This is a genomic window from Microbacterium sp. NPDC089186 (genome assembly GCF_040685115.1).
Classification (GTDB): Bacteria; Actinomycetota; Actinomycetes; order Actinomycetales; family Microbacteriaceae; genus Microbacterium; species Microbacterium galbum.
Genome location: NZ_JBFBHJ010000004.1, coordinates 40816 through 64219 on the forward strand (window position 1 = coordinate 40816; position 23404 = coordinate 64219).

Here is a 23404-nt window from a genome sequence, read left to right on the forward strand (position 1 = left end):
GGGCATACGACGGCGATAGTCCCGTCCGGACCGGTCACGATCAGTCGCGCGAGACCTCGTGCAGGAGCACGTCGCGGACGGCGCCGTCCGACAGCGTCGCCGTCATGACCGTGCACGCCGGTTGGCGGCGCCGATCGGTGGGCGAGCCGGGGTTGAGCAGCCGCAGTCCCGCGGGGGTCAGCGAGTCCCACGGGATATGGCTGTGCCCGAACACGAGCACGTCCGTGTCGGGGTAGGCGGCATCCATGCGCTTCTCCCGCCCCGCGGCGGCGCCCGTCTCGTGCACCACGGCGAGGCGCACCCCGTCGATCTCGGCACGGGCCACCTCGGGCAGACGCGTCCGCAGGCCGTCCCCGTCGTTGTTGCCCCAGACCCCCAGCACGGGTCCGATCGCCGACAGATCGTCGAGCACGCTCTCCTCGACCCAGTCGCCGGCGTGCACGATGAGATCGGCCCGGGATGCCATCCGCCGCACCGCCGTGGGGAGAGCTCGGGCCCTCTTCGGCACGTGCGTGTCGGCGAGGAGCAGAAGTCGCGTCGGCATGCGTCCACGCTACCGACGCATACGTCGGCGATATCCCCGCCCGCCTACGATGACGGGATGCGCGTGCTGATCGTCGAGGACGAACCCTTCCTCGCCGAGGCGATCCGTGACGGCCTCCGGCTCGAGGCGATCGCCGCCGATATCGCCGGCGACGGCGACACCGCTCTCGAACTGCTCGGCTACACCGCGTACGACGTCGTGGTGCTCGACCGCGACATCCCGGGCCCGAACGGCGACGAGATCGCGCGGGACCTGGCTGCCCGTGCAACCGCGCCCCGCGTCCTGATGCTGACCGCGGCCGACCGCCTCGACGACAAGGCGTCGGGGTTCGAGAGCGGCGCCGACGACTACCTGACCAAACCCTTCGTGCTGCGCGAGCTCGTCCTGCGCCTCCGGGCTCTCGCCCGGCGCCCTGCGGCCTCCGCCCCACCGGTGCTCGACCAGGACGGCATCCGCCTCGACCCGTTCCGCCGCGAGGTCTACCGCGACGGTCGATACGTCTCGCTGACGCGGAAGCAGTTCGCGGTGCTGGAGGTGCTGATGACCGCGAGGGGCGGGGTCGTCAGCGCCGAGGCGCTGCTGGAGCGCGCGTGGGACGAGAACGCCGACCCGTTCACGAACGCCGTGCGCATCACCATCTCCACGCTCCGCAAGCGCCTCGGCGAGCCCTGGCTCATCCAGACGGTTCCGGGCGTCGGCTACCGCATGGGTCCGCTCGATGGATGAGCGCGCACCCGGCCTGTCGGTGCGCGTCAAGCTCACGTTGAGCTACGCCGCGTTCGTCGTGATCGTCGGTGTCGCCGTCTTCGCGCTCGGGTTCCTCGTGCTGCGCTTCCTGCCGGAGGGGAACCTCTTCTCCGACAGCGGCGCGTTCACCCCCGCGCGCGGAGACTTGACGGAGGCGTTCGTGCGATACGCCTGGTACACGGTGGCGGGCCTCGCGGTCGTCGGCCTCGGCGGCGGGTGGGTCGTGTCGGGCATCATGCTGCGGCCTCTCACCCGCATCACCGACACCGCCCGCGCCGTGCAGGGCGGCGATCTGGAACGGCGCGTCGCCCAGCCCGGCCGACGCGACGAGCTCACCGATCTGGCCGACACCTTCGACGCGATGCTCGAACGTGTCGGCGAGACCCTCCGCGAGCAGAAGCGGTTCGCCGCGAACGCGTCGCACGAGCTGCGCACGCCGCACGCGACGATGCGCACCATGCTGGAGGTGGCGCGTGCCGATCCGGCCGGGGTCGACATCGACACGCTCCTCGACCGGCTCGACACCACCAACGAACGTGCGATCCGACTCACCGAAGCGCTGCTCCTGCTGTCGCGCGCCGGCAGCACGACGCCTCTGCCGCGCGGCTCCGTCGATGTCGGCTCCGTCGTCCGGGCGGCCGTCGTCGAGGCGCAGTCAAGCGCTCACGACGCCGGTGTCGCGCTGACGGCGCAGACCGCCTCGGAGGTGACGGCCCATGGCGACGAGACGCTCCTCGCCCAAGCGGTGACCAACCTCGTGCGCAACGCCGTCGTGCACAACGTCCCGGGCGGCTGGGTGCGCGTGGGCGTGCACAGCGATGCCGCCGAGGTGTTCGTGGACGTCGCCAACACCGGGGCTCCGCTCACGGACGCCCTCGTCGCCACGCTCCCGGAGCCGTTCGTGCGCGGCGCCGGCCGGACGCGCGGGCGTGGGGACGGGACGGGGCTGGGCCTCGCGATCGTCGCCTCGGTCGCGCGCGCGCATGACGGAGTGCTCGAACTCTGGCCGCGCGAGGGCGGGGGCCTTTACGCGCGGCTTCGTCTGCCGCGCTGATCGCGGCGCGAGCGGCGCGCGCGTCATCGACGTGCGAGCAGCCTGCCCCCGACGACCACGACCGTTCCGATCAGTGCTCCGGCGGTGTTGGCCACGACATCGCTCGGGTCCGGCACACGCCCGGGGATGACGGTCTGCGCGATCTCGATCGTGGCCGACACCGCCGCCCCCAGGACCACGGATGCCGGCGCCCACCGCAGCGGGAGCAGCAGCGCGACCGCCGCACCGAGGGGGATGAAGAATCCGATGTTCACGGCCACATCGACACCCCAGCCGAACAGCACCTCGGTCCACACCGGCGGGAGCCGATCGAGCACATCGAGGGCGAGGGAGCGCGCCGGCCACGCGATCGAGCGCGGCGCGAGCGTGAGCGCGGCCGTCACGGCCAAGACCCCCGTGGCGCCCAGCACGCGGGCGGGGGTGAGCAGCGGTGCGCGGCTATCTGTCATGAGAACCTCCGGGTCGACGAATCACCAGCCCATCGCGCGGCGTGTTGCCCCGGCGTCTGCGGGAGTCGATACGTCGGCGATAGGCGGGCCCGCGAGACGGCGAGAATGGAGGCGTGCCATCGACCCGCCGCTCCCCCGCCGCCCTCGCTCTCCTCGTGGACGCCGTCCTCGTGACCGTCTTCGCCGCCATCGGGCGGGCGACCCATGACGGCGACGTGCTCGGGCCGTTCGGTTCGGGGCTCGCGACGACGGCCTGGCCCTTCCTCGTCGCCCTCCTCGTCGGCTGGCTGGTGTCACGGGCGTGGCGCGGCCCGGTCGCGCTCGTCCGCACGGGGCTGCCCGTCTGGGCCGTCACGGTGATCCTCGGCATGGTGCTGCGTGCCGTCAGCGGTCAGGGCGTCGCGGTGGCGTTCGTCATCGTCGCGGCCGTCACGCTCGCGCTGTTCCTGCTCGGGTGGCGCGGGATCGCGCGCCTCATCGGACGGGGACGACGGACCGCGACGCGACCGCTCTGAGCCCCACCCGGTCGCTTCGCGTCGGCGCCCCGGTCCTGGCAGCCGACGTCCGGAACGCACGCGCCACCGGGATGCCGGACCGAGAGGTCAGGCTTCGTCGGACAGGGTGACGTCGACCTGGATCTCCGTCGCCAACCTCTCCAACTCCGCCACCAGGTCGTCGACGACGACGGTCGCAGCGAGCGTCGCCGTGATCGAGGCCTCGAACAGTCGTCCGCCGGCCATCGCGGCATCCGTCGTCTGCGTCGACATGCGTTCGATACTCGCGCCCTGCGCGCTGAGTGCGGTCGACAGCTCGCGCACGATACCGGGGCGGTCGTTTCCGACCACGTCGAACGTCACCGTGCGCGCGGCAGCGGCAGCGGCGGCGGCAGCAGCTCCGGCGTGCACCGTGACGGCGAGCGTTCCGGCCAGCCCCTCGAGTGCGGCGCGCAGGGCGGCGGCGCCGTCGGCGGCGATCGAGACCTCGACGATGCCGGCGAAAGCTCCCGCCAGCTCGGCGAGCTCGCTGTTCTCCCAGTTGCCGCCGTGGGCGTTGACGATGTCGGCGACGGAGGACACGAGCCCGGCGCGATCGTCGCCGACGATGGTGAGGACGAGGGTGGTCATGGCGACAGCGTAGCGAGCGGCCCGCTGCTACCGTGGGACCACGAGACTCCCGGGGGTGAGCGTGTGATCGCATCGATGATCGCCGTGCTCAACCTCGTGCTCGCCTCCGCCGAGCTGGCCGTGACACCCGGAGGGGGGACACCGCTGCTGGCGGTCGTCCTGGCCGCGGCGGTCGTCGTCACCGCCGTGATCGTGCTCGTCGTCCTCCCGGCGCTCCTGGCCGCCACGGCGCCGCCGAGTCCCCGGCCCGCCGATCCCTCGGCACCGATCGCCCAGAGCGATCCCGATGCCGCCGGCCACCCGCGCCCGCGCGCGCCGGGCCGCACGATCCGCGTCGCCTGATCCCGACCGCCTTGCCGCGTCCCGCGGCATTCTCCGGCGTTCTCTGCGAACTGCGACGCCGGTCGCCCGCGCCCGCCCGGCTCCTGCCGTCGACCGCGCCCCGCGACCGATCCCCGCCGTGATCGACGCACCGATTGGACGCCCCGTGGACCTCTTCGCCCTTCCTCCCCTCGCTTTCCTCCTCGACATGACCACCCGCGCTCTGCTCGCGCTCGCCGCCGTCTTCGACCCGCTCGTGCCGGGCGCCGCCGCCGCCCTCGCGGTCGTCGCCGTGACCGTGATCGTGCGGATGCTCCTCATCCCCGTGGGCGTGTCGCAGGCGCGTGCCGAGCAGACACGCGCGCGCCTCGCCCCGCAGCTGCGCGCCCTGCAGGAGCGGTGGCGGAAGAACCCGGAACGTCTGCAGAGCGAGACGATGCAGCTCTACCGCGACGAAGGCGCCTCCCCCTTCGGCGGCTGCCTGCCCCTGCTCGCGCAGGCTCCGGTGGTGGGGCTGCTGTACGCGGTGTTCTTGCATCCCGTCGTCGGCGGACACGCGAACCTCCTCCTCGCGCACGACCTCTGGGGTGTCCCCCTCGGACGCAGCCTGGTCTCCGCCCTCTCGACGGGAACGGTGGATGCCGCCACCGCCGCCGTGATCGGCGGGATCGTCGTCGTGATCGCCGGGGTCGCCGAGCTCACCCGACGCCTGCTCCGGTCTGCGGTCGACCCCTCCGCGCCGGCCTGGACGGGCGCGATGGTCGGCGCGCTGCAGTTCACCACGGCCGTCGTGGCGGTGTTCGTGCCTCTGGCCGCCGGCCTCTATCTCGCGGTGACCACCGTGTGGACGCTCGCGCAGAGGCTGATCCTGCGCCGTCGCTACCCGCTCCCGGCGTGAGGTCCGGGCGGACGCGGGCTCACACGGTGAGCGGGGCGGCGTCCCACCGCGGCGCAGACGACGCATTGACCGCCGCCATGGCGAGCACGAGCAGCGCCGCGCCCGCGGGAAGAAGCATCGCCGTGGCCACCGAGACATCCTCGGCGATCGCGCCGGTCACCGCCGACGACACCGCTTGGGCGAGGGTCAGCGCGGAGGCGAGCAGGGTCATGGTCGAGGCGGTTCGTCCGCGCGGGGCGCGGTGACCGGCGAGGCTGAACAGCGTCACGAGCGAGGGCCCGACGCCGATGCCCATGAGGCACAGCACGATCGTGACGGTGATCACGGATCCGCCGACCGTGTACGCCCCCGCGGACGCGGTGAGGATAGCCGCGAACAGCACCAGGCGCCAGCGCAGCGCGAAGCGCGCGGGCAGGGCCGCGACGGCCAGGGCCAGGACGGCCGAGCCGACGCCCATCACGCCGTAGAGCAGCGCCCCCGCCTCGGGTGCGCCCTGGGCCTCCATGAACGCGGTCAGCGAGGTCAGCGTCGAACCGAAGAACAGTCCGACGCCGAAGACGGCCGCGATCAGCACGAGCATGCGGGGGTGCAGCACGTCACGGAAGGGCGCCATCTCCTCGCGCTCCGACCGTTCGGGTACGGCCCGTCCGGTCGGGTGCAGCGCGAACGCGGTGACGAAGACGAAGCTCAGCACCGCGGCGCCGATGATGGGCGCCCAGGGGGCGACGAGCGCGGCGAGGACGCCGACGACGAAGGGGCCGATGACGAAGGCGGTCTCGTCTGCGGCCGACTCGTACGCCATCGCACGCGAGAAGGTGCGCTCACGGCGCTCGGGGCGCACCCGGTCGCCGATGAGGGCCATCACGCGGCTCCGCGACATCGCGGCGGTCTGCGGGCCGGTGAGACCGATCGCCGTCGCGACGATGAGCAGCAGCGCCTCACCGGGGGCCGATGCCACCACGAGCGGGAAGAGCGCGAGCAGGATGCCGTTGGCCACCCCCACCGGGACGAGCACGCGCCGCTGGCCGTGACGGTCGGCGAGGTCGCCGAGCACGGGGCCCGCGACGACGACGCCGAGGCCGACGGCGGCGGAGGTGAGCCCGCCGAGCGCCACGGAGCCGCGCAGGGCGACGACGATGGCGAGAACGCCGACGGTCATCATCGCGAACGGCAGACGAGCGACGAACGCGACCGGAAAGTACCAGAATCCGGTGTGGTGGATCAACGGTCGGTCGACGACGGGGGCGGGGTGGTGCATGAGGATCTCCGGGGCGTGGGGCAGTGCCGCCTTGCCGGTCCGGTAGGTAGATGCACGAGGTGCGGCGGGCGAACCCGCGCGACCAGTCTACCGAAAGGCCTCGACCGGGGCCCGGTCAGCTCACGATCGCGGCGATGGCGGCGAGCACGGACGCGAGGGCGAGCACGAGGGCGACCGCGATGAGCACGGTGTGCACGATGAGGAACGCCGTCGGCTTGCCCGCGGCATCCCGCGCCCGGGGGTCCTTCGCGATGCGCGGGTAGAAGCGCGGCCAGACGACGGCGTTGAAGACGGCGTTGGCGAACAGCAGCACGATCAGCAGGGGTTCCACACGTCGAGCCTAGGCGCCCCCGTCCGCCCGTCGCGCCGCGCGACTACCGCGCGCAGTCGATGCACCGCCGCGCGAACGGCCGCGCCTCCAGGCGGGCGTCCGCGATGGGCCGGCCGCACCGCTCGCATACCCCGAAGGTCCCGGATGCCACGCGCTCGCGCGCAGCGCGGATCTCGGCGCGTTCGGCCTCGGCTCCGCGACGCAGCGCGTCGACCTGGGCCCACTCCCCCGACAGCGTCGATCCCTCGGGGTCGTGCTCGTCGTCGGCTGTTGCGTCGGCGCGGTCGTGACGAAGACTCTCCTCGTCGTCGTGCAGGCGGGAGAGGCGGTGAGCGATCTCCCGCTCCCGTTCCTCCAGCACGCGCCGTGCGGTGTCGGCATCCATGCCTCGACGCTAGCCCCCTCCGCCGACACCGGCGCTGGGGCAGGATCGCGGCATGAGCGAAATCCGACGCCACTGGTCGCCGACCGCGGTCGCGTTCCTCGTCCTGTCCGTCGCCGGCCTGGTCGGCACCTGGACCTTCAACGCCTTCGCCATCGTGCAGATGCGCGACTTCATCGGGGATCTCGTCACGAGCGGACCCGCGGTGTCGTCGATCACGATCGACCTGCTCGTCGTGGCGATCGCCGGGAGCGTTTTCGTGATCGTCGAGGCGCGGCGGCTCGGCATGCGCTTCGCGTGGCTGTACATCGTGCTCTCCGGCGTGACCGCGTTCGCCTTCACGTTCCCGCTCTTCCTGGCCATGCGCCAGCGCCGCCTGACCGCCCTCGAGAACGCGTGAGTCGCCGAGGATCGTCGCTCCACAGGCGCAGAAGCGACGAATCCCGGCGACTCATGCGAGGGACGAGGGGTCAGCGGGCGGCGAGGCCCTCGCGGAGTCCGTCGGCCAGCGGGGTTGTCGGGCGACCGATCAGCTCCGACAGCGTGCCGTCGGTCTGCGAGAGCGCACCGCGCGCGATGGCGTCGTCGATCCCCGCGACGAACGCCGCCGTCCCGGCATCCAGGCCCGCCGCCTGCAGGCCGGCCTCCAGCTTCTCGAGCGTCACCGCCGTGTACGTCACCGGACGGCCGAGCACCTCGCCCGCGGCCGCGGCGAGGTCGTCGTAGGTCCACGCCACATCTCCGCCGACCTCGAGGGTGCGTCCGGCGAGCTCGTCGGTGGTCAGGGCGATCGCCGCCGCCGCCGCATAGTCGCGACGGCTCGCGCTGGCGACACGCGCATCCCCGACGGCCGCGACGATCTCGCCGGTGTCGGCCGCGCGGGCCACGGCATCCAGGTAGTTCTCGGTGTACCAGTTGTGACGCAGGACGGTCGCCGACAGGCCCGACGCGGCGATCGCCTCCTCGGTGGCCTTGTGATCGGCGCCGAGCGCGTAGTCGACCTGGTCGACGCGCGGGGCGCTGGTGTAGACGAGGCGCTCCACGCCGGCCGCGCGCGCCGCGTCGATGACATTGCGGTGCCCGGTCACGCGGTCGGCGTCGGTCCCGGAGATCAGCAGCACGCGGTCGACGCCCGCGAAGGCTGCGGCGAGGGTCCCGGGGCGGGAGTAGTCGAGCTCGACGACGCCGACCCCGCGCGCGGCGAGGTCGTCCACCTTCGCGGGCGTGCGGACGCCGGCGACGATGTCGGATGCCGCGACGCCGCGCTCGAGGAGAGCGTCGACGACGAGACGGCCGAGGTGTCCGGAGGCGGCGGTGACGAGGAGAGTCATGGGAGTGTCCTTTCGATCGGTACGCCTCGTGCAACGGCGGCCGCCCGCCCGCATTCCGGAATGCAGGTACCCACTTTCTGGTTAGGTACTCACATGAGCGTCAGTCTTGCCGATCTGCGCGGCCGCAACCCCGAGATCTTCACCGACGGCTGCCCCACCCGCACCGTGCTCGATCACGTGATGGGCAAGTGGGGCATCCTCGTGCTGCTGGCGCTGTCCGACGGCACGCAGCGCTGGGGCGTCCTCCGCCGCAACATCTCCGGGATCAGCGAGAAGATGCTGGCCAGCACCCTCAAGACGCTCGAGGGCGACGGACTCGTGCAACGCACGGCCTACCCCGAGGTCCCGCCCCGCGTCGAGTACGCCCTCACACCGCGCGGACGCGATCTCATGACGCGCGTGATCCCCCTCATGGAGTGGGTCGCCGACAACGCCGACGACATCGTGGCGCGGAAGGACTGACCCGTGCGCATCCCCGACCTGCGCACGGTGCGCGGCAGTCTCACCGTCCGCGCGCCGCGGCGTGTCCCCCTGCTCCAGGTGGCGAAGTCCGCGCTCGCCATCGTGGCGGCGTGGCTCCTGGCGGGCTGGCTCGTGCAGGGTCCGCCCCCGATCTTCGCCGCGATCGCGGCGCTCCTCGTCGTCCAGCCGAGCATCAACCAGTCGTTCACCCGCGCCGTCGAACGCAGCGTCGGCGTCATCGTCGGCGTCCTCATCGCCGCCCTCCTCGGCCTCGCCTTCGGGTCGCAGCCGTGGGTGGCGCTCCTCTCGGCGGGGGTGGCGCTGGCCGTCGCCTGGGCCGCCCGGATCTCGCCGGGCGCGACGAACCAGATCGCGATCAGCGCCCTCCTCGTGCTCGCCCTCGGCACCGCGACCCCGAACTACGCCCTCGACCGCGTCCTCGAGACCCTCATCGGCGCTGCCATCGGCATCGTCGTCAACACCGTCCTCGTCCCGCCCGTGCTCGTGCCCGCGGCCCGCGAGAAGGTCGACGTCCTCGGACGCGAGCTGGCCGCGGCCCTCGAGCGCCTCGCCGACGCCCTCGAGAGGCCGCAGACCCCGGCATCCCTCGAGGGGCTCCTGCTCGAGGCGCGGTTGCTGCGCCCCGTCCGGGATGCCGCCGCCGATGCGATCCGCGAGGGAGCCGACTCGCTGGCCTTGAACCCCCGCAGCAACCGGCACCGCGCTGAGCTCGCGCAGATGGGTGCGCTGCTGGATCGCTTCACCCCGGTGGTGACGCAGACCGTCGGCATGACGCGTGCCGTCTACGACGGTTACGAGAGCTCCATCGTCGACGAGCCGGCGGTGCGCGCGATCGCGGAGCAGTTGCACCGGGCCGCGCACGACGTGCGGTTGGCGTTCGCCCTCGACGCGGGGCCCGAGCGGGCGGTCGACACCGAGCCCGCGCTCACCCGCCCCCTGCAGATCCAGACGCCCTCGACCCTGCACTGGGTGCTCACGGGATCGCTCCTGATGGATCTGCACCGCGTCCACGAGACGCTCCGTGAGACCGAGGACTGAGCCGGACGGCATCCCTGTCCTCTCCGCCAGCCCCCTGAGGATCGGCGCCGTCGCGACCCCGTCGTCCCCCGGCGCTGGTTGACTGGGGCCATGGGTACCGCGATGTTCCCCCTCGGAGCCGTCCTCTTCCCGCACACGCCCCTCGCGCTGCGGATCTTCGAGGAGCGCTATCTCGTCATGCTGGGGCGCCTGCTCGACGAGACCGACCCCGCCTTCGGCGTGGTGCTCATCGAGCGCGGCTCCGAGACCGGCGGCGGCGACCAGCGTTTCGCCCTCGGCACCATGGCGCAGCTCAGTCACGTCGTCCCGCAGGCGGGGCAGATGCAGATCGTGGCGCGCGGGACCGAGCGCTTCGAGATCGTCGAGTGGCTCGACGACGCGCCCTATCCGCGCGCCGACGTCCGCGCCCTCCCCGACCTCGAGTGGAACGACGCACTGATGCCGCTGCTCGAGGAGGCCGAGCGCATCGTGCGGCGCGTGCTCGGCCGCGCCCAGCAGTACGGTGGCACGCGCTGGGATCCCGAGGTCGAGCTGTCGGAGGAGCCGCTCCCCCGCGCCTGGCAGGTCGCCGCGATCGCGCCGCTGGGTGAACTCGACCAGATGGAGCTCCTGCGCTCCGAGACCCTGGGCGGGCTGCTCCGGGCGACCATCGACCTCACCCTCGCGGCCGAGCCGCTGCTGAACGACCCGGTGCCCGACGGGGTCATCGTCGTCGACGAGGACGACGACGAGGTCTGACATCGGCGGTCGCCCCGCGGATGCCGACCACGACGCGACGGAGTCCGGAACACCGCCGACGCGGCATCCCGGACTCCGGTGCGGCGGTCAGTTCAGTTCGCGGACCGTCGACGGAATGACGCCGTCGGCGTAGAGGTCGATCGCGAGATCCTGAAGCGCCGTCAGCGCGACGCGTTGGGTCTGCGGGCCGTACGAGATGCGGGAGACCCCCAGCGCCTCGTACTCGGCGGCCGTGAGGTTGCCCGGGACGCCGATGACGCTCAGCTTCCGCTCCCCGAGACCCTCGACCAGGCGCCGGGTCGTGTCGGCATCGAGCTTCCCGGGCACGAATACCGAGGTGGCACCCGCCGCGAGGAACGCGCGGCCGCGCTCGACGGCATCCGCGATCTTGTCGTCGAGCGGCCGATCCGCACCCTTCAGAAACACGTCGGTGCGGGCGTTGAGCGCGAAGGGGACGCCCTCCGCCTCACCGGCGGCGATCACCGCTTCGACGGCGGCGATGGCCTCGGCGAGCGGCTTCACCCGGTCCTCGACGTTGGCGCCCACGACGCCGACGCCGATCGCCCGGCGCGTCGTCTCGCCCGGATCGCCGAAGCCGGCGTCGAGGTCCGCGCTGACGGGCACGTCGACGGCGGCGACGATGCGTCCGACCATGTCGAGCATGAGCTCGACGGGGATGTTCTCGCCGTCCTCGTAGCCGAAGGTCGCGGCGATCGAATGACCCGCTGTCGCGAGTGCCTTCGTCTCGGGAAGCGCCGCGACGGCCCGCGCCGACACGACGTCCCAGACGTTGACGACGCGGAGGATCTCGGGGGCGGCGTGCAGCCCGACGAGGGTCTGCGCGCGGTCGGCGACGGCGGTCATGCGTCGCTCCCTGCGTGCTCGGCGACGATGGCCTCGGCGATGAGCGTGTCCCCGGCGCCGAAGCGGATGAAGCGCCCGATGGTCGCCGGCTGCACGAGCACGGCGGCGGCCACGGCCGCGACGTCGGCGCGCGAGACCTCGCCCTTGCCCTGCGGTGCGGTGGTGATGCGTCCCGTCGGCGGGTCGAGGGTGAGCGTGCCCGGGCCGAGGATGGTCCAGTCCAGCTCGCTCGCCCGCAGGTGGTCGTCGGCCGCGAGCTTCGCGTCGGCGTAGGCGTAGAACGAGTCGTCGGGGTCGATCCCGTGATCGGGCGTCGAACCGATCCACGACACCATCACGAAGCGTCGCACGCCCGCCTTCGCTGCGGCGTCGACCGCGCGCTGCGCGGCGTCGCGATCGACGGCGTAGGTGCGCTCGGCGCTGCCGCCGCCGGCCCCGGCGGACCACACGATCGCGTCGGCGCCCTCGAAGGCTGCGGCCATCTCGTCGGTGTCGGCGTTCTCCACGTCGAGCACGAGGGGCGTCCCGCCCGCCTGTTCGATGTCGCCGGCCTGGTCGGGATTGCGGATGACGGAGGTGGCCTCGTCGCCGCGGTCGGCGAGCAGCCGTGCCAGGTGCAGGGCCACCTTCCCGTGCCCTCCGATGATCACGATGCGTTCCATGTCACTGTCCTCCTACGTTGTCGATCGACATTTTCAAGATCACGCGGTCGGCGCGATCGGGCGGCGCCTCCTGCTGCGCGTTGCCGTAGCGCATGCCGAGGAAGACGTAGAACGCGCCCTCGGGGTCGGGCTCCACCTCGATGAGGCGACCGCGCACCTCGATGTAGCGGTACGGGCGCTCGGGGTCGAAGACCATGAGGCTCATCGACGGATTGCGCTGCAGGTTGCGGTACTTCTGGCGCGTCACGGTGTGCGTGAACAGCAGGTGTTCACCGTCGTAGGCGAACCACATCGGGTTCACCTGCACCGTCCCGTCCGGACGGACGGTGCCGAGACTGCCGTAGTTCGGGTTCTCGAGCAGGTCGCGTTGCGCGTCGGGGATCATGCGTGTCCTTTCGCCGAGGATCCGGAATCGACCCTATTCAGCAGCACCGACACGCCCACGCGGGGTTGACGCCCCGCGTGACGCCGTCACGCCACGTCGCCGTCGACGTACACCCACCGCCCGCCCCGCCGCACGAAGCGGCTCCGCTCGACCAGCTCTCCGTCCCGGCCGGCCTGCCGCCAGCGCGCGCGGAAGGCCACCACCGCGGCATCCCCGTCCTCCGCCGCGTCCTCGATGATCAGTCCGGTCCACACCGTGCCGTCGTCGACGTCGATGTGATCCGGACGGGTACGGGGATGCCACGACCGGGCGAGGTGCGCCTCGTCGCCGAGCGCGAAGGCGGAGTAGCGCGAGCGCATGAGCCGCTCCGCGCTCGGGGCGGGGGCACCGTCGAGGATCGGCGCACAGCAGTCGCCGAACACCCCGCCCCCGCACGGACACGGCGCTTGCGCCTGTGGACGAGTGGATGCCGACCCGAAAGACATCCCGCCACTCTAGGTCTCGTCCCCGTTCCCTCCCCGCCGTCGAGCCTTCCCGCGCCGATCGCCCCCGAGCACCTCCCGTGCCAGGATCGAGACCGTGACCGACCGCATCATGCTCCTCGACACCGCGTCGCTCTACTTCCGCGCCTTCTACGGCGTGCCCGACAAGGTGAAGGCCGCCGACGGCTCGTCGGTCAACGCCGTCCGGGGCCTGCTCGACATGATCGCCAAGCTCGTCACCACCTACCGCCCCACGCGCCTCGTCGCCTGCTGGGACGACGACTGGCGACCCGCTTGGCGCGTCGACCTGCTCCCGAGCTACAAGGCGCACCGCGTCGTCGAGGCGGTGCCGTCCGGGCCCGACGTGGAAGAGGTCCCCGATCCGCTCGAGGCCCAGATCCCCCTCATCCGGGAAACGCTGGCCGCGCTCGGCATCCCCGTTGTCGGCGCTCCCGAGCACGAGGCCGACGACGTCATCGGCACCCTCGCCACCCGGGCCGACGCGCCCGTCGACGTCGTGACCGGCGATCGCGATCTCTTCCAGCTGATCGACGACGCCCGCGGCATCCGCATCATCTACACCGCCCGCGGCATGAGCAACCTCGAGATCGTCGACGACTCCGCGGTGCTCGGCAAGTACGGCGTGCACGCCGCGCAGTACGCCGACTTCGCGGTCCTCCGGGGCGACCCCTCCGACGGCCTTCCCGGCGTGGCCGGCATCGGCGAGAAGTCCGCCGCCTCGCTCCTCGCGGCCCACGGCTCTCTCGACGCCATCCGCGCCGCCGTCGAGGACGGAACCGCGGGCACCCCCGCGCAGCGCGCGAAGATCGCCGCTGCCGCCGACTACCTCGCCGTCGCCCCGACCGTCGTGCGCGTCGCGTGCGATCTGCCGCTCGCTCCCTTCGACGACGCACTCGGGCCCGTGGACGAGGACGCCGCGACGGCGCTCGCCGAGAAGTGGAACCTGGGCTCGTCGATGACTCGCGCCCTCGCCGCCCTACCGCGCTGAATCAGCGCTTCCTCTCGAGCCACTCCCGCAGCCGCGGCAGCGGCCACGTCGTCACGATCCGCTCGACGGGCACCCCGAGGGCCTCGGCGCGCGCCGCCCCGTAGTCGAGCAGCGACAGCTGGCCGGGAGCATGGGCGTCGGAGTCGATCGAGAACAGGCACCCCGCCGCGATCGCCTGGGAAAGCATCTCGTCGGGCGGATCCTGCCGCTCGGGCCGCGAGTTGATCTCGACCGCGACGCCCGTTTCCGCGCACGCCGCGAACACCGCCTCGGCGTCGAACTCCGATGGCGGGCGCGTCCCCCGCGCCCCCTCGACGAGCCTGCCGGTCACGTGCCCCAGCACGTCGACCCGAGGATCCCGCGCCGCCGCCACCAGACGCGTCGTCATGAGCCGACGCTCCATGCGCAGTTTGGAATGAGCGGATGCCACGACCACGTCGAGCGCGTGCAGCAGCTCGTCCTCCTGGTCGAGGCTCCCGTCGTCCAGGATGTCGACCTCGATCCCGGTGAGCAGCGTGAACCCCTCACCACGGTGACCCCGCACGATCTCCATCTGCGCCCGCAGGCGCTCCGGCGACAGACCGTTCGCGACGGTCAGCCGCGGAGAGTGGTCGGTGAGCGCGAGGTACTCGTGCCCCAACCCGCGGGCCGCGTCCACCATCGCCTCGATCGGGGTCAGCCCGTCCGACCACTCGCTGTGGCTGTGCAGATCGCCGCGCAGCAGCGGGCGCACCGTGTCGCCCCCTACCGCCGCCGTCTCCTCGCGCAGTTTCGACAGTCGCTCGGGCACCTCGCCGGCCAGGGCCTGCTGGATGACGGCGAACGTGGAGTCGCCGATGCCCGGGCGCCGCCGCAGTGCCGGGTCGCGCAGCTGCTCCACGGACAGACCCTCGATCGCGGCGGCCGCCGCGCGGAACGCCTTCGACTTGTACCGCGACGACCTCTCCCGCTCGAGCAGGTACGCGATCTCGGTGAGCGCGTCGAGCGGATCCATGCCCTACTCCGCCAGGTCCTTCGACGTCTGCACCCAGGCGTCGAGCTTCGCGGAGGCTCGACCGTCGTCGATCGCCGCCGCCGCATCGGCCATCGCCTCGGCGAGGCGCTCGAGGATCGGACGCTGCACCTGGGCCGCATCCTGGAACAGGCGGAACGACACGAGCCCCGCCGCGGCGTTCAACAGCACGATGTCGCGGACCGGTCCGGTCTCTCCGCCGAGCACCCGCCGCACCACCTCGGCGTTGTGATCGGGAGACCCGCCCAGCAGGTCGTCGATGTCGGCCAGAGGGATGCCGAGATCCCGCGGGTCGAGATCGTGCTCGTGCACGTCGCCGCGGCTGATCTCCCACACCCGGCTGTGGCCGGTGGTCGTCAGTTCGTCGAGGCCGTCGTCGCCGCGGAAGACGAGGGCGGTGGCCCCCCGCGTCCGGAAGACGCCGGTGATGAGCGGCACCCGGTCGAGGTGCGCGACGCCCACGGCATTGGCCTCGGCTCGGGCCGGGTTGCACAGGGGCCCCAGGAAGTTGAAGACCGTGGGCACGCCGAGCTCGGAGCGCGTCGCCGCGGCGTGACGGAAGCCGGGGTGGAAAGCCGAGGCGAACGCGAACGTGATGCCCGTGCGCTCCAGCGTCTCGGCCACCTTCTCGGGCGCGAGCGTCAGGGCGATGCCCAGCGACGACAGCACGTCGCTCGACCCCGACGCCGAACTCGCGGCACGGTTCCCGTGCTTCACGACGGGGACTCCGGATGCCGCCGCCACCACGGCCGCCATCGTCGACACGTTCACGGTGCCGTAGCGGTCTCCCCCGGTACCGACGATGTCGAGCACCTCGGCCCGTACCGGCAGCGGTACAGCGGCCTCCAGGATGGCGTCACGGAATCCGACGATCTCCTCGACCGTCTCGCCCTTCGCCCGCAGCGCCATCAGGAATCCCGCGAGCTGCGAGGGCGTCGCCTCTCCGGCCATGACCTGCCGCATGGCCCACGTGGACTCCGACACGCTGAGGTCGGTACCCGCGAGCAACGAGGAGAGCAGATCGGGCCAAGTGAAGCGTTCCGCCATGCCATGATCCTTTCACACGCGTGTCGCTCGCCCTCACGGAGGCCCACGGCCGTGGAACCGCCTCCGCACCGGGGATTCCTTGCGGATTCTGAGGCTTCCCTAAGTCTCGACGATGGAATATCCCAGGGTGGGGATGGGAATATCGGCCCTCGGGATCGCGCATAATGGAACGGTGACGACCTCAGCGACGTATTCCCAGGCTGTGCGTGCCGTGAAGCGGCCCGACCCGGTCGCCGTGGGCACCATCGTGTGGCTGGGCAGCGAGGTCATGTTCTTCGCCGGCCTGTTCGCGATCTACTTCACCCTGCGCAGCACGTCCGCGCCCCTCTGGGCCGAAGAGACGCAGCTGCTCAACGTCCCCTTCGCGACCGTCAACACGATCATCCTCGTGCTGTCCTCGGTCACGTGCCAGATGGGCGTGTTCGCTGCGGAGCGGTACCAGCCGTACCGCACGGGCAAGCCCACGGGCTTCCTCAAGTGGGGAATGGTGGAGTGGTTCTACCTCACCTTCATCCTCGGCGCGGTCTTCGTGTCGGGTCAGGTGTGGGAGTACGCGACGCTGGTGGCGGAGGGCATGCCCATCAGTGCCAACCCCTACGCCTCGGCCTTCTACCTCACCACCGGCTTCCACGCCCTCCACGTGACGGGTGGCCTCATCGCCTTCCTTCTCGTGATCGGTCGCGCATACGCCGTGAAGAACTTCGGCCGGAAAGAGATGACCACCTCGATCGTCGTGTCCTACTACTGGCACTTCGTCGACGTCGTCTGGATCGCCCTGTTCTTCGTCATCTACTTCCTCAAGTAAGAGAGCTGCACCACATGGCACGCGAGAAGAAGACTCGTCGGGCATCCGGTCGCCGGAGCCCCCTGGCCGCTGCCGCGCTGATCGGCATCGGCCTCCTCCTGACCGGAGGCGTCTACGCCGGCGCGTCGGCCGCCATGGCCGCGACGTCGACCGTCCCCGAGAGCGAGGTGAACTCGGCGACCGCGGTCGACGAGGGTCAGAAGCTCTTCCAGGCGAACTGCGCCACCTGTCACGGTCTCGACCTCCAGGGCAGCCAGCAGGGTCCGTCCCTGTTCGGCGTCGGCGAGCTGTCGGTCCACTTCCAGGTCTCGACCGGTCGCATGCCGCTGCAGGCCCAGGGCCCGCAGGCTCCCGTGAAGCCGCCGCAGTTCACCGAGGAGCAGATCAACGCGATCGCCGCCTACGTGCAGTCGGCCGCTCCCGGCCCCGAGTACCCCTCGGCCGACCTCGTCGACGGCGAGGGCGATCTGTCGCACGGTGCCGAACTGTTCCGCATCAACTGCGCCATGTGCCACAACGTCGCCGGCGCCGGTGGCGCGCTGACCGAAGGCAAGTGGGCGCCCGACCTCCACACGGTCACGCCCGTCAACATGTACGCCGCCATGGTCACCGGGCCGCAGAACATGCCGGTCTTCAACGACCTCAACCTCACCCCCGAAGACAAGCGCGACGTCATCTCCTACCTGATGTACCTCCAGAAGAACGACTCCCCGGGTGGCTACGCCCTCGGCTCGCTCGGTCCGGTCTCTGAGGGTCTGTTCATCTGGATCTTCGGTATCGGGGCGCTCATCGCCCTGACCGTGTGGATCACGGCGAAGTCCAACTGACCGTCGTCTTCGACATTACGTAAACGCACGAGGAGCACAGCACTATGGCACACGCGGACGACGCACTCGAGCACGAGAGGGCTTCCTGGAAGCCCGGCTCGGGGCTCGCCGTCGCGGTTCCCGACGCCGTACAGAACCCCGGCCTTCCCGGTCACCGTCAGCGCATGACGGACCAGGACCCGGCGACGATGAAGCGCGCGGTCCGCACGGTCTACACGCTGTTCTACTTCTCGGTCGCGGCGAGCATCTGGGCGAGCATCGCCTACATGATCTTCCCGATCGAGTCGGGCGCGCTGATCGACATCCGTTACAACAATCTCTTCATCGGACTCGGCATCGCCTTCGCGCTACTGGCGATCGGCATCGGCACCATCCACTGGGGCAAGTCGGTGATGTCCGACAAGGAGTACATCGAAGACCGTCACGCCACGCGTGGGCGCGACCAGGTCCGCGAAGGTGCGATCAACGTCTTCGCCGAGGCCGACAAGGACTCCGGATTCGGCCGTCGCGAGATCATCCGCAACTCGATGTTCGCCGCCCTGGCCGCCTCGGTCATCCCGGGTATCACGCTGTTCCGTGGTCTGGCTCCGCAGGACGTCGACCCGGTGACCGCTCTGAGCCACACGATGTGGAAAGAGGGAATGCGCCTCTCGCACGACCCCTCGGGTCGTCCGATCCGCGCCGCCGACGTCACCCTCGGCTCCGCTTTCCATGTCATCCCCGAGGAGCTCGCCGGCCTCGGCCACGACGAGGGCTACCTCGAAGAGAAGGCCAAGGCCATCGTCCTGCTCATGCGCATGCAGCCGGAGCAGCTGAACCCCGAGACCAACAACCTGGACTGGTCGTACGACGGCATCATCGCGTACTCCAAGGTCTGCACGCACGTCGGCTGCCCCGTGGCGCTGTACGAGCAGCAGACCCACCACCTCCTGTGCCCCTGCCACCAGTCGCAGTTCGACGTCGCCAACGGTGCGGCCGTCATCTTCGGCCCGGCCGCCCGTCCCCTGCCGCAGCTCCCCATCACCGTCGACGCCGAGGGCTACCTCGTCGCTCAGAGTGACTTCCACGAGCCCGTCGGCCCCAGCTTCTGGGAGCGCTCATGAGCACCGGTACCCACCCCACCGAGAACGTCACGACCGAACCGGCCGTGTACTCCGGGCCGCCTCAGGCCCCGGCCGGCCGCGAGGGCAAGCCGCTCGGCGGCAAGTTCGTCGGCGCCGCCGCCAACTACCTCGACGAGCGCACGAGCATGTCGGGCATCGTCAAGGAGCTCGGCCGCAAGGTCTTCCCCGACCACTGGTCGTTCATGCTCGGCGAGATCGCGCTGTGGAGCTTCGTCGTCGTCCTGCTCTCGGGTACGTTCCTGACGTTCTTCTTCCAGGCTTCGATGGTCGAGACGCACTACAACGGTGCCTACGAGCCCATGCGCGGCATCGCGATGTCGGCCGCGATGGAGTCGGCGCTGCACATCTCGTTCGACCTGCGCGGTGGTCTCCTGGTCCGCCAGATCCACCACTGGGCGGCACTCGTGTTCGTGGCCGGTATCGGCGTGCACATGCTGCGCGTCTTCTTCACCGGTGCGTTCCGCAAGCCCCGCGAGCTCAACTGGGTCGTCGGCTTCATCCTCTTCATCCTCGCGATGGCCGAGGGCTTCACCGGATACTCGCTCCCCGACGACCTGCTCTCGGGTAACGGCCTCCGCATCATCGACGGCATGATCAAGGGTCTGCCGATCATCGGAACCTGGACCTCGTTCCTGCTCTTCGGCGGCGAGTTCCCCGGAACCGCGATCGTCGGACGCCTGTACACGCTGCACATCCTGCTGCTGCCCGCGATCCTCGTGGCCCTGCTCGCCGTGCACCTGATGCTGATGATCATCAACAAGCACACGCAGTTCGCCGGCCCCGCCCGGACGAACAGCAATGTCGTGGGCTACCCGATGCTCCCGGTCTACGCCTCCAAGATGGGCGGATTCTTCTTCATCACGTTCGGTGTCATCGTCCTGATCGCCGCCCTCGTGACCATCAACCCCATCTGGAACTACGGTCCGTACGACCCGTCTCCCGTGTCCGCCGGTACCCAGCCCGACTGGTACATCGGCTTCGCCGACGGTGCCCTGCGTCTGGTCCCGCCGCACCTCGAGTTCGTGCTCTGGGGCCACACCTGGTCGTGGAACATCATCTTCCCGGTGGCCGTCCTCGGTCTGTTCATCGTTCTGGTCCTGATCTACCCCTTCATCGAGGCGTGGGTCACGGGCGACAAGCGTGAGCACCACATCGCCCAGCGCCCGCGCAACGCCGCGACGCGCACGGCGATCGGCGCCGCGGGTGTCACCTTCTACGCCGTGATGTGGGCGGCTGCCTCGTCCGACATCATCGCGACGCACTTCCACCTCACGATGGAGGGCGTCATCCACACCCTCCAGGCACTGCTGATCCTCGGACCGGTGCTCGCCTACTTCGTCACCAAGCGCATCTGCATCGCGCTCCAGAAGAAGGACCGCGAGATCGCGCTGCACGGCTACGAGTCGGGTCGCATCGTCCGCCTCCCCGGTGGCGAGTACATCGAGGTCCACCAGCCGGTCGACGAGTACGAGCGCTGGAAGCTGGTCGACAACGAGACCTACGAGCCTCTGGTGGTCCGCCCGAACGACAAGGGTCAGATCCCCTGGCACGAGAACGTGCGTGCGTCGGTGTCGCGGTGGTTCTTCGAGGACCGCCTCGCTCCCCTCACGCAGACCGAGATCGACGCGGCGGTGGCTCACCAGCACCACGAGCTCGACCACATCGCGCACGAGGAGGCCGACGAGATCGCCGGCGCCAACGCTCGCGCCGACGAGGACGGTCGCCCTCACAATGAGGTCGGCGGCCGCGTCGAGGTCGAGATCCCGGCCCCCAAGGGCCTCGAGGAGCGCAACCGTCCGAACGACGGCAAGAGCGAGTAACCACTCCTCCCTGACGGAACCCCCGGTGCTACGGCGCCGGGGGTTCCGTCTTTTGCTCCGTCGACCCTCCGCAGGAGGCTCGCGTCCGCGCGACAATCGAGAGGCGCTCCACCCGGGGATTCACCGGATGCGGCCGGCCCCGCCGCGTTCCTGGGTGCTTCGGGGATGAGCGATCGGTCTCCTGGCAGGAAGACGACGACGCCTGGCATCCGAACCTCTCCCCTACGGCGTGGACGCGGTCCTACCGTGGAGCCATGACCGACGCCCTCGACTATTTCCGTCACCGCCTCGCCCACGAAACGGACCCCTCGGATGTCTACGCCGCGCAGAAAGCCGGGGATCGCTTCGTTCTCGTCGACGTGCGCGGGGAAGACGCGTGGACCCAGGGTCGTATCGTCGGAGCCGTCCACATGCCCTACCGCGACATCGCCGCGCGAGCGCCCCGGGAGATCGACCCTGACGTCGAGGTCGTCGTCTATTGCTGGAGCCCGGGATGCAACGCCGGGCAGAAGGGCGCCCTCGCGTTCGCGGAGCTCGGCTACCGCGTCCGCGAGATGATCGGTGGCTACGAGTACTGGGTGCGCGAGGGACAGCCGGTCGAGAACGACCACGGACCGCTCGAGCGCGTCTTCGACCCCACGGTGATGGTTGTACGCACGTGACGCCGGGACGCTCCTGACGGCCGTACGCAGTTGTCGACCGCCCGACGTGGCCGCCGGAAGGACGGGACGGTCGCCGGCGGATCGCGAAATCGGTTACTCGCGACTCGCGCGTCGAGTCGCTGACGATCACGCGCTCCGCGGGGCGACGATGACTCCGACGGCACGACCGCAGGGGATCTCCCGTAGGCTGCGTCGATGCAGCATCCGCCTCTCGACCCGTTCACGTCCGGATACCTCGACAGACCCGACGGCGCACGCCTCTACTGGGAGGTGTCGGGCAACCCTACCGGTCGACCCGCGCTCTACCTGCACGGCGGTCCCGGCGGTGGTCTCGGCAAGGGTGGGTACCGCCGACGCTTCGACCCCCGACTCCACCTCATCATCGGACTGGATCAGCGCGGATGCGGACGCAGCACGCCCTGGGCGTCGGACGATCTCGCCACTCTCGAGACGCAGACGATGACGCACCTCCTCGACGATCTCGAAGCCCTGCGCGAGCACCTCGCCGTGGACCGCTGGCTGCTCCACGGCGTCTCATGGGGGTCGACGCTGGCGCTCGCCTACGCGCTCGAATATCCTCAGCGCGTCAGCGAAGTGGTCAACCTCGCGGTGACGAGCGGTGGCCGGTGGGAGATCGATTGGATCACCGACGGGATGCAACCCGTCTTCCCCGAGGCCCACGCTCGCCTGCGCGAGCCCCTTCGCGCCGACGAGCGCACGATCGAGGGGTACGCGCGTCTGCTGCGCGATCCCGACCCCGCGGTCCGCCGCGACGCCGGCGACCGGTGGGACCAATGGGAGGCGACCCACATGTCACTCGGCCCCCTGGCGGGCCCGGGCCCTTTCCTGCACGACGACCCCCATCAACGACGGAACTTCGCCACACTCGTCACGCACTATTGGGCGCGCGACTGCTTCCTGCCCGGTGATCGTGCCGTGCTCGTCCGCATCGGGGAGCTGGCCGGCATCCCCGGGGTCCTCGTGCACGGGCGGCGCGATATCAGCGGGCCGGCACTCACGGCATGGCGATTGCACCGGTCCTGGCCGGGAAGCCGACTCGAAATCGTGGAGGAAGACGGCCACGGTGGCCCTCGCAGCGCGCAGATCGCCCAGGATGCCATAGATGCGTTCGCGCGCGAGGACTCGCGCTCAGACGGGCGCTGACGCGGAGGAGGCCACCTCCGCGGAGGAGACGATCAACGACCGCGTGAGGGGTCAGGCGGTTTCCACGTCTTCTGCGAACCAGCGAGCTGCCGACCCGAAGAAGATCGGTTCCCCGCCGTCGGTCTCATCGTCGTCCACGACGTCGCACACCACCACCGTGACGTTGTCGCGCGTCCCTGCCTCGAGCGCGAGGGCGACTGCCGCCGCCGCTGCGGAGCGGGCGTCGGGCGCCTCGGCGATGAGACGGGCGACATCGGCCTCCGGGACGTAGTCCGTGAGACCGTCGCTGCAGAGAACCCACCGGTCGCCGAGGATCGGGGGCCGTTCCGCCACCGATACGACATCACCCTCGGCGCCGCCGAGCGAGGCGGTGATGATGTTACGGCGCGGGTGCGCCGCGGCAGCCTCGGGAGGGATGATCCCATGGTCGACGAGCGCCTGAACGTAGGAGTCGTCGCGGGTCTCCCGCGTGAACTCTCCGTCGCGAAGGAGGTAAGCGCGGGAATCACCGGTGTGCGCCAGCAGCAACTCACCGCTGACGCTGAGGAAGATGCCGGTGAACGTCGTTGCCATCCCCTCGAGCGCGGGATCGCGTTCGACGTGGGCGCGGATGTCCCAATTGGCTTCACGGATGCGAACCAGGAGGCCGTCGGCATCCAGCCCGCCCCCGCTCGTCGCCACGAGGCGATGGACGAGGGCGGCGGATGCGAGGTCTCCGGACGGACCACCGCCGACGCCATCGGCGACAGCCGCCCCCCAGGACGCCGCGAAGGCGGCGTCCTGGTTGGTGGGTCGATGGGCGCCGGCGTCGGAGACGGCAGCCGCTCTCAGACGGACGGGCAC

Annotated in this window: 30 protein-coding genes; 16 read left to right on the forward strand and 14 right to left on the reverse strand. The window is 70.8% G+C overall.

The window, feature by feature from the left end; all coding sequences use genetic code 11:
- Nucleotides 1–40: 40 nt before the first annotated feature.
- The gene (locus AB0N82_RS14000) at nucleotides 41–544 is read right to left on the reverse strand and encodes a metallophosphoesterase family protein (protein WP_315992936.1); all 504 of its coding nucleotides are present in this window, start codon (nucleotides 542–544) and stop codon (nucleotides 41–43) included.
- A 57-nt stretch (nucleotides 545–601) separates the two neighbouring features.
- Between AB0N82_RS14000 and AB0N82_RS14005 the strand changes: the two genes are divergently transcribed.
- Both AB0N82_RS14005 and AB0N82_RS14010 read left to right on the forward strand, forming a co-directional pair.
- Nucleotides 602–1270 carry a response regulator transcription factor gene (locus AB0N82_RS14005; protein ID WP_315992937.1) on the forward strand — a complete coding sequence of 223 codons (669 nt, stop codon included), beginning with the start codon at nucleotides 602–604 and terminating at the stop codon, nucleotides 1268–1270.
- Nucleotides 1263–2345: a HAMP domain-containing sensor histidine kinase gene (locus AB0N82_RS14010; protein WP_315992938.1), complete on the forward strand. Its 1083-nt coding sequence runs from the start codon at nucleotides 1263–1265 to the stop codon at nucleotides 2343–2345. The genes AB0N82_RS14005 and AB0N82_RS14010 overlap by 8 nt, the downstream gene beginning before the upstream one ends.
- Nucleotides 2346–2368: 23 nt before the next feature.
- Here the strand turns inward: AB0N82_RS14010 and AB0N82_RS14015 are convergent, their stop codons facing one another.
- Nucleotides 2369–2794: a VanZ family protein gene (locus tag AB0N82_RS14015; protein WP_363392370.1), complete on the reverse strand. Its 426-nt coding sequence runs from the start codon at nucleotides 2792–2794 to the stop codon at nucleotides 2369–2371.
- 113 nt (nucleotides 2795–2907) lie between these two features.
- Between AB0N82_RS14015 and AB0N82_RS14020 the strand changes: the two genes are divergently transcribed.
- Nucleotides 2908–3309: a DUF3054 domain-containing protein gene (locus AB0N82_RS14020; RefSeq protein ID WP_315992940.1), complete on the forward strand. Its 402-nt coding sequence runs from the start codon at nucleotides 2908–2910 to the stop codon at nucleotides 3307–3309.
- Nucleotides 3310–3396: 87 nt separating this feature from the next.
- Here the strand turns inward: AB0N82_RS14020 and AB0N82_RS14025 are convergent, their stop codons facing one another.
- The gene (locus AB0N82_RS14025; protein ID WP_363392372.1) at nucleotides 3397–3918 is read right to left on the reverse strand and encodes an ACT domain-containing protein; all 522 of its coding nucleotides are present in this window, start codon (nucleotides 3916–3918) and stop codon (nucleotides 3397–3399) included.
- 63 nt (nucleotides 3919–3981) lie between these two features.
- Here AB0N82_RS14025 and AB0N82_RS14030 point away from each other — a divergent pair, with 63 nt between their 5' ends.
- Nucleotides 3982–4260, forward strand: coding sequence for a DUF6412 domain-containing protein (locus AB0N82_RS14030; RefSeq protein ID WP_315992942.1), 279 nt, complete (start codon nucleotides 3982–3984; stop codon nucleotides 4258–4260).
- Between the two features lie 187 nt (nucleotides 4261–4447).
- Complete coding sequence (gene yidC, locus AB0N82_RS14035) at nucleotides 4448–5137, forward strand: membrane protein insertase YidC (RefSeq protein WP_363392374.1); 690 nt, start codon at nucleotides 4448–4450, stop codon at nucleotides 5135–5137.
- A 19-nt stretch (nucleotides 5138–5156) separates the two neighbouring features.
- Here the strand turns inward: yidC and AB0N82_RS14040 are convergent, their stop codons facing one another.
- The 3 genes from AB0N82_RS14040 to AB0N82_RS14050 all read right to left on the reverse strand — a co-directional run bounded on the left by AB0N82_RS14040 (nucleotide 5157) and on the right by AB0N82_RS14050 (nucleotide 7111).
- Nucleotides 5157–6395: an MFS transporter gene (locus tag AB0N82_RS14040; protein WP_363392376.1), complete on the reverse strand. Its 1239-nt coding sequence runs from the start codon at nucleotides 6393–6395 to the stop codon at nucleotides 5157–5159.
- A gap of 115 nt (nucleotides 6396–6510) precedes the next feature.
- Complete coding sequence (locus AB0N82_RS14045; RefSeq protein ID WP_315992945.1) at nucleotides 6511–6726, reverse strand: SCO4848 family membrane protein; 216 nt, start codon at nucleotides 6724–6726, stop codon at nucleotides 6511–6513.
- A gap of 43 nt (nucleotides 6727–6769) precedes the next feature.
- Nucleotides 6770–7111, reverse strand: a complete 342-nt coding sequence (locus tag AB0N82_RS14050) for a TraR/DksA C4-type zinc finger protein (protein ID WP_315992946.1) — start codon at nucleotides 7109–7111, stop codon at nucleotides 6770–6772.
- A gap of 52 nt (nucleotides 7112–7163) precedes the next feature.
- Here AB0N82_RS14050 and AB0N82_RS14055 point away from each other — a divergent pair, with 52 nt between their 5' ends.
- Nucleotides 7164–7508 (forward strand): DUF2834 domain-containing protein, encoded by a 345-nt coding sequence (locus AB0N82_RS14055; protein ID WP_363392379.1) that lies wholly within the window; start codon nucleotides 7164–7166, stop codon nucleotides 7506–7508.
- A gap of 70 nt (nucleotides 7509–7578) precedes the next feature.
- On the opposite strand, the gene AB0N82_RS14060 is transcribed toward AB0N82_RS14055, so the two are convergent.
- Nucleotides 7579–8439: an SDR family oxidoreductase gene (locus AB0N82_RS14060; RefSeq protein ID WP_363392381.1), complete on the reverse strand. Its 861-nt coding sequence runs from the start codon at nucleotides 8437–8439 to the stop codon at nucleotides 7579–7581.
- Nucleotides 8440–8532: 93 nt separating this feature from the next.
- On the opposite strand from AB0N82_RS14060, the gene AB0N82_RS14065 reads away from it, so the two are divergent.
- The 3 genes from AB0N82_RS14065 (at nucleotide 8533) to AB0N82_RS14075 (ending at nucleotide 10698) form a co-directional block, all read left to right on the forward strand.
- Nucleotides 8533–8901 (forward strand): helix-turn-helix domain-containing protein, encoded by a 369-nt coding sequence (locus AB0N82_RS14065; protein WP_315992949.1) that lies wholly within the window; start codon nucleotides 8533–8535, stop codon nucleotides 8899–8901.
- A 3-nt stretch (nucleotides 8902–8904) separates the two neighbouring features.
- A complete protein-coding gene (locus AB0N82_RS14070) occupies nucleotides 8905–9960 on the forward strand; it encodes an FUSC family protein (protein WP_315992950.1) in 1056 nt (351 codons plus the stop codon).
- Nucleotides 9961–10050: 90 nt separating this feature from the next.
- Entirely contained in the window at nucleotides 10051–10698 is a 648-nt protein-coding gene (locus AB0N82_RS14075; protein WP_315992951.1) for an LON peptidase substrate-binding domain-containing protein, read from the forward strand.
- 87 nt (nucleotides 10699–10785) lie between these two features.
- On the opposite strand, the gene AB0N82_RS14080 is transcribed toward AB0N82_RS14075, so the two are convergent.
- The 4 genes from AB0N82_RS14080 to AB0N82_RS14095 all read right to left on the reverse strand — a co-directional run bounded on the left by AB0N82_RS14080 (nucleotide 10786) and on the right by AB0N82_RS14095 (nucleotide 13094).
- Entirely contained in the window at nucleotides 10786–11562 is a 777-nt protein-coding gene (locus tag AB0N82_RS14080) for an isocitrate lyase/phosphoenolpyruvate mutase family protein (protein ID WP_363392384.1), read from the reverse strand.
- The gene (locus AB0N82_RS14085) at nucleotides 11559–12224 is read right to left on the reverse strand and encodes an SDR family oxidoreductase (protein ID WP_363392386.1); all 666 of its coding nucleotides are present in this window, start codon (nucleotides 12222–12224) and stop codon (nucleotides 11559–11561) included. The genes AB0N82_RS14080 and AB0N82_RS14085 overlap by 4 nt, the downstream gene beginning before the upstream one ends.
- A gap of 1 nt (nucleotide 12225) precedes the next feature.
- A complete protein-coding gene (locus AB0N82_RS14090) occupies nucleotides 12226–12609 on the reverse strand; it encodes a PPOX class F420-dependent oxidoreductase (RefSeq protein ID WP_315992954.1) in 384 nt (127 codons plus the stop codon).
- 86 nt (nucleotides 12610–12695) lie between these two features.
- Nucleotides 12696–13094 carry a YchJ family metal-binding protein gene (locus tag AB0N82_RS14095; protein WP_315992955.1) on the reverse strand — a complete coding sequence of 133 codons (399 nt, stop codon included), beginning with the start codon at nucleotides 13092–13094 and terminating at the stop codon, nucleotides 12696–12698.
- 94 nt (nucleotides 13095–13188) lie between these two features.
- Here AB0N82_RS14095 and AB0N82_RS14100 point away from each other — a divergent pair, with 94 nt between their 5' ends.
- Nucleotides 13189–14100 carry a 5'-3' exonuclease gene (locus AB0N82_RS14100; protein WP_363392389.1) on the forward strand — a complete coding sequence of 304 codons (912 nt, stop codon included), beginning with the start codon at nucleotides 13189–13191 and terminating at the stop codon, nucleotides 14098–14100.
- 1 nt (nucleotide 14101) lies between these two features.
- On the opposite strand, the gene AB0N82_RS14105 is transcribed toward AB0N82_RS14100, so the two are convergent.
- Together AB0N82_RS14105 and trpD are read right to left on the reverse strand one after the other, a co-directional pair.
- Nucleotides 14102–15094: a PHP domain-containing protein gene (locus AB0N82_RS14105; RefSeq protein ID WP_363392391.1), complete on the reverse strand. Its 993-nt coding sequence runs from the start codon at nucleotides 15092–15094 to the stop codon at nucleotides 14102–14104.
- A gap of 3 nt (nucleotides 15095–15097) precedes the next feature.
- Nucleotides 15098–16159, reverse strand: coding sequence for an anthranilate phosphoribosyltransferase (gene trpD / locus AB0N82_RS14110; RefSeq protein ID WP_315992958.1), 1062 nt, complete (start codon nucleotides 16157–16159; stop codon nucleotides 15098–15100).
- A 133-nt stretch (nucleotides 16160–16292) separates the two neighbouring features.
- On the opposite strand from trpD, the gene AB0N82_RS14115 reads away from it, so the two are divergent.
- The 6 genes from AB0N82_RS14115 to AB0N82_RS14140 all read left to right on the forward strand — a co-directional run bounded on the left by AB0N82_RS14115 (nucleotide 16293) and on the right by AB0N82_RS14140 (nucleotide 22561).
- A complete protein-coding gene (locus AB0N82_RS14115; protein WP_315992959.1) occupies nucleotides 16293–16964 on the forward strand; it encodes a heme-copper oxidase subunit III in 672 nt (223 codons plus the stop codon).
- 14 nt (nucleotides 16965–16978) lie between these two features.
- Nucleotides 16979–17791: a cytochrome c gene (locus AB0N82_RS14120; RefSeq protein ID WP_298875568.1), complete on the forward strand. Its 813-nt coding sequence runs from the start codon at nucleotides 16979–16981 to the stop codon at nucleotides 17789–17791.
- Nucleotides 17792–17835: 44 nt separating this feature from the next.
- On the forward strand, nucleotides 17836–18894 hold the full coding sequence (locus AB0N82_RS14125; RefSeq protein ID WP_315992960.1) for a Rieske 2Fe-2S domain-containing protein: 1059 nt from the start codon (nucleotides 17836–17838) through the stop codon (nucleotides 18892–18894).
- Complete coding sequence (locus AB0N82_RS14130; protein WP_315992961.1) at nucleotides 18891–20735, forward strand: cytochrome bc complex cytochrome b subunit; 1845 nt, start codon at nucleotides 18891–18893, stop codon at nucleotides 20733–20735. The genes AB0N82_RS14125 and AB0N82_RS14130 overlap by 4 nt, the downstream gene beginning before the upstream one ends.
- Nucleotides 20736–20989: 254 nt before the next feature.
- A complete protein-coding gene (locus AB0N82_RS14135; RefSeq protein ID WP_315992962.1) occupies nucleotides 20990–21397 on the forward strand; it encodes a rhodanese-like domain-containing protein in 408 nt (135 codons plus the stop codon).
- Between the two features lie 195 nt (nucleotides 21398–21592).
- On the forward strand, nucleotides 21593–22561 hold the full coding sequence (locus AB0N82_RS14140; RefSeq protein WP_363392395.1) for an alpha/beta fold hydrolase: 969 nt from the start codon (nucleotides 21593–21595) through the stop codon (nucleotides 22559–22561).
- A 51-nt stretch (nucleotides 22562–22612) separates the two neighbouring features.
- Here AB0N82_RS14140 and AB0N82_RS14145 read toward each other — a convergent pair whose 3' ends face one another.
- Complete coding sequence (locus tag AB0N82_RS14145; protein WP_315992964.1) at nucleotides 22613–23404, reverse strand: protein phosphatase 2C domain-containing protein; 792 nt, start codon at nucleotides 23402–23404, stop codon at nucleotides 22613–22615.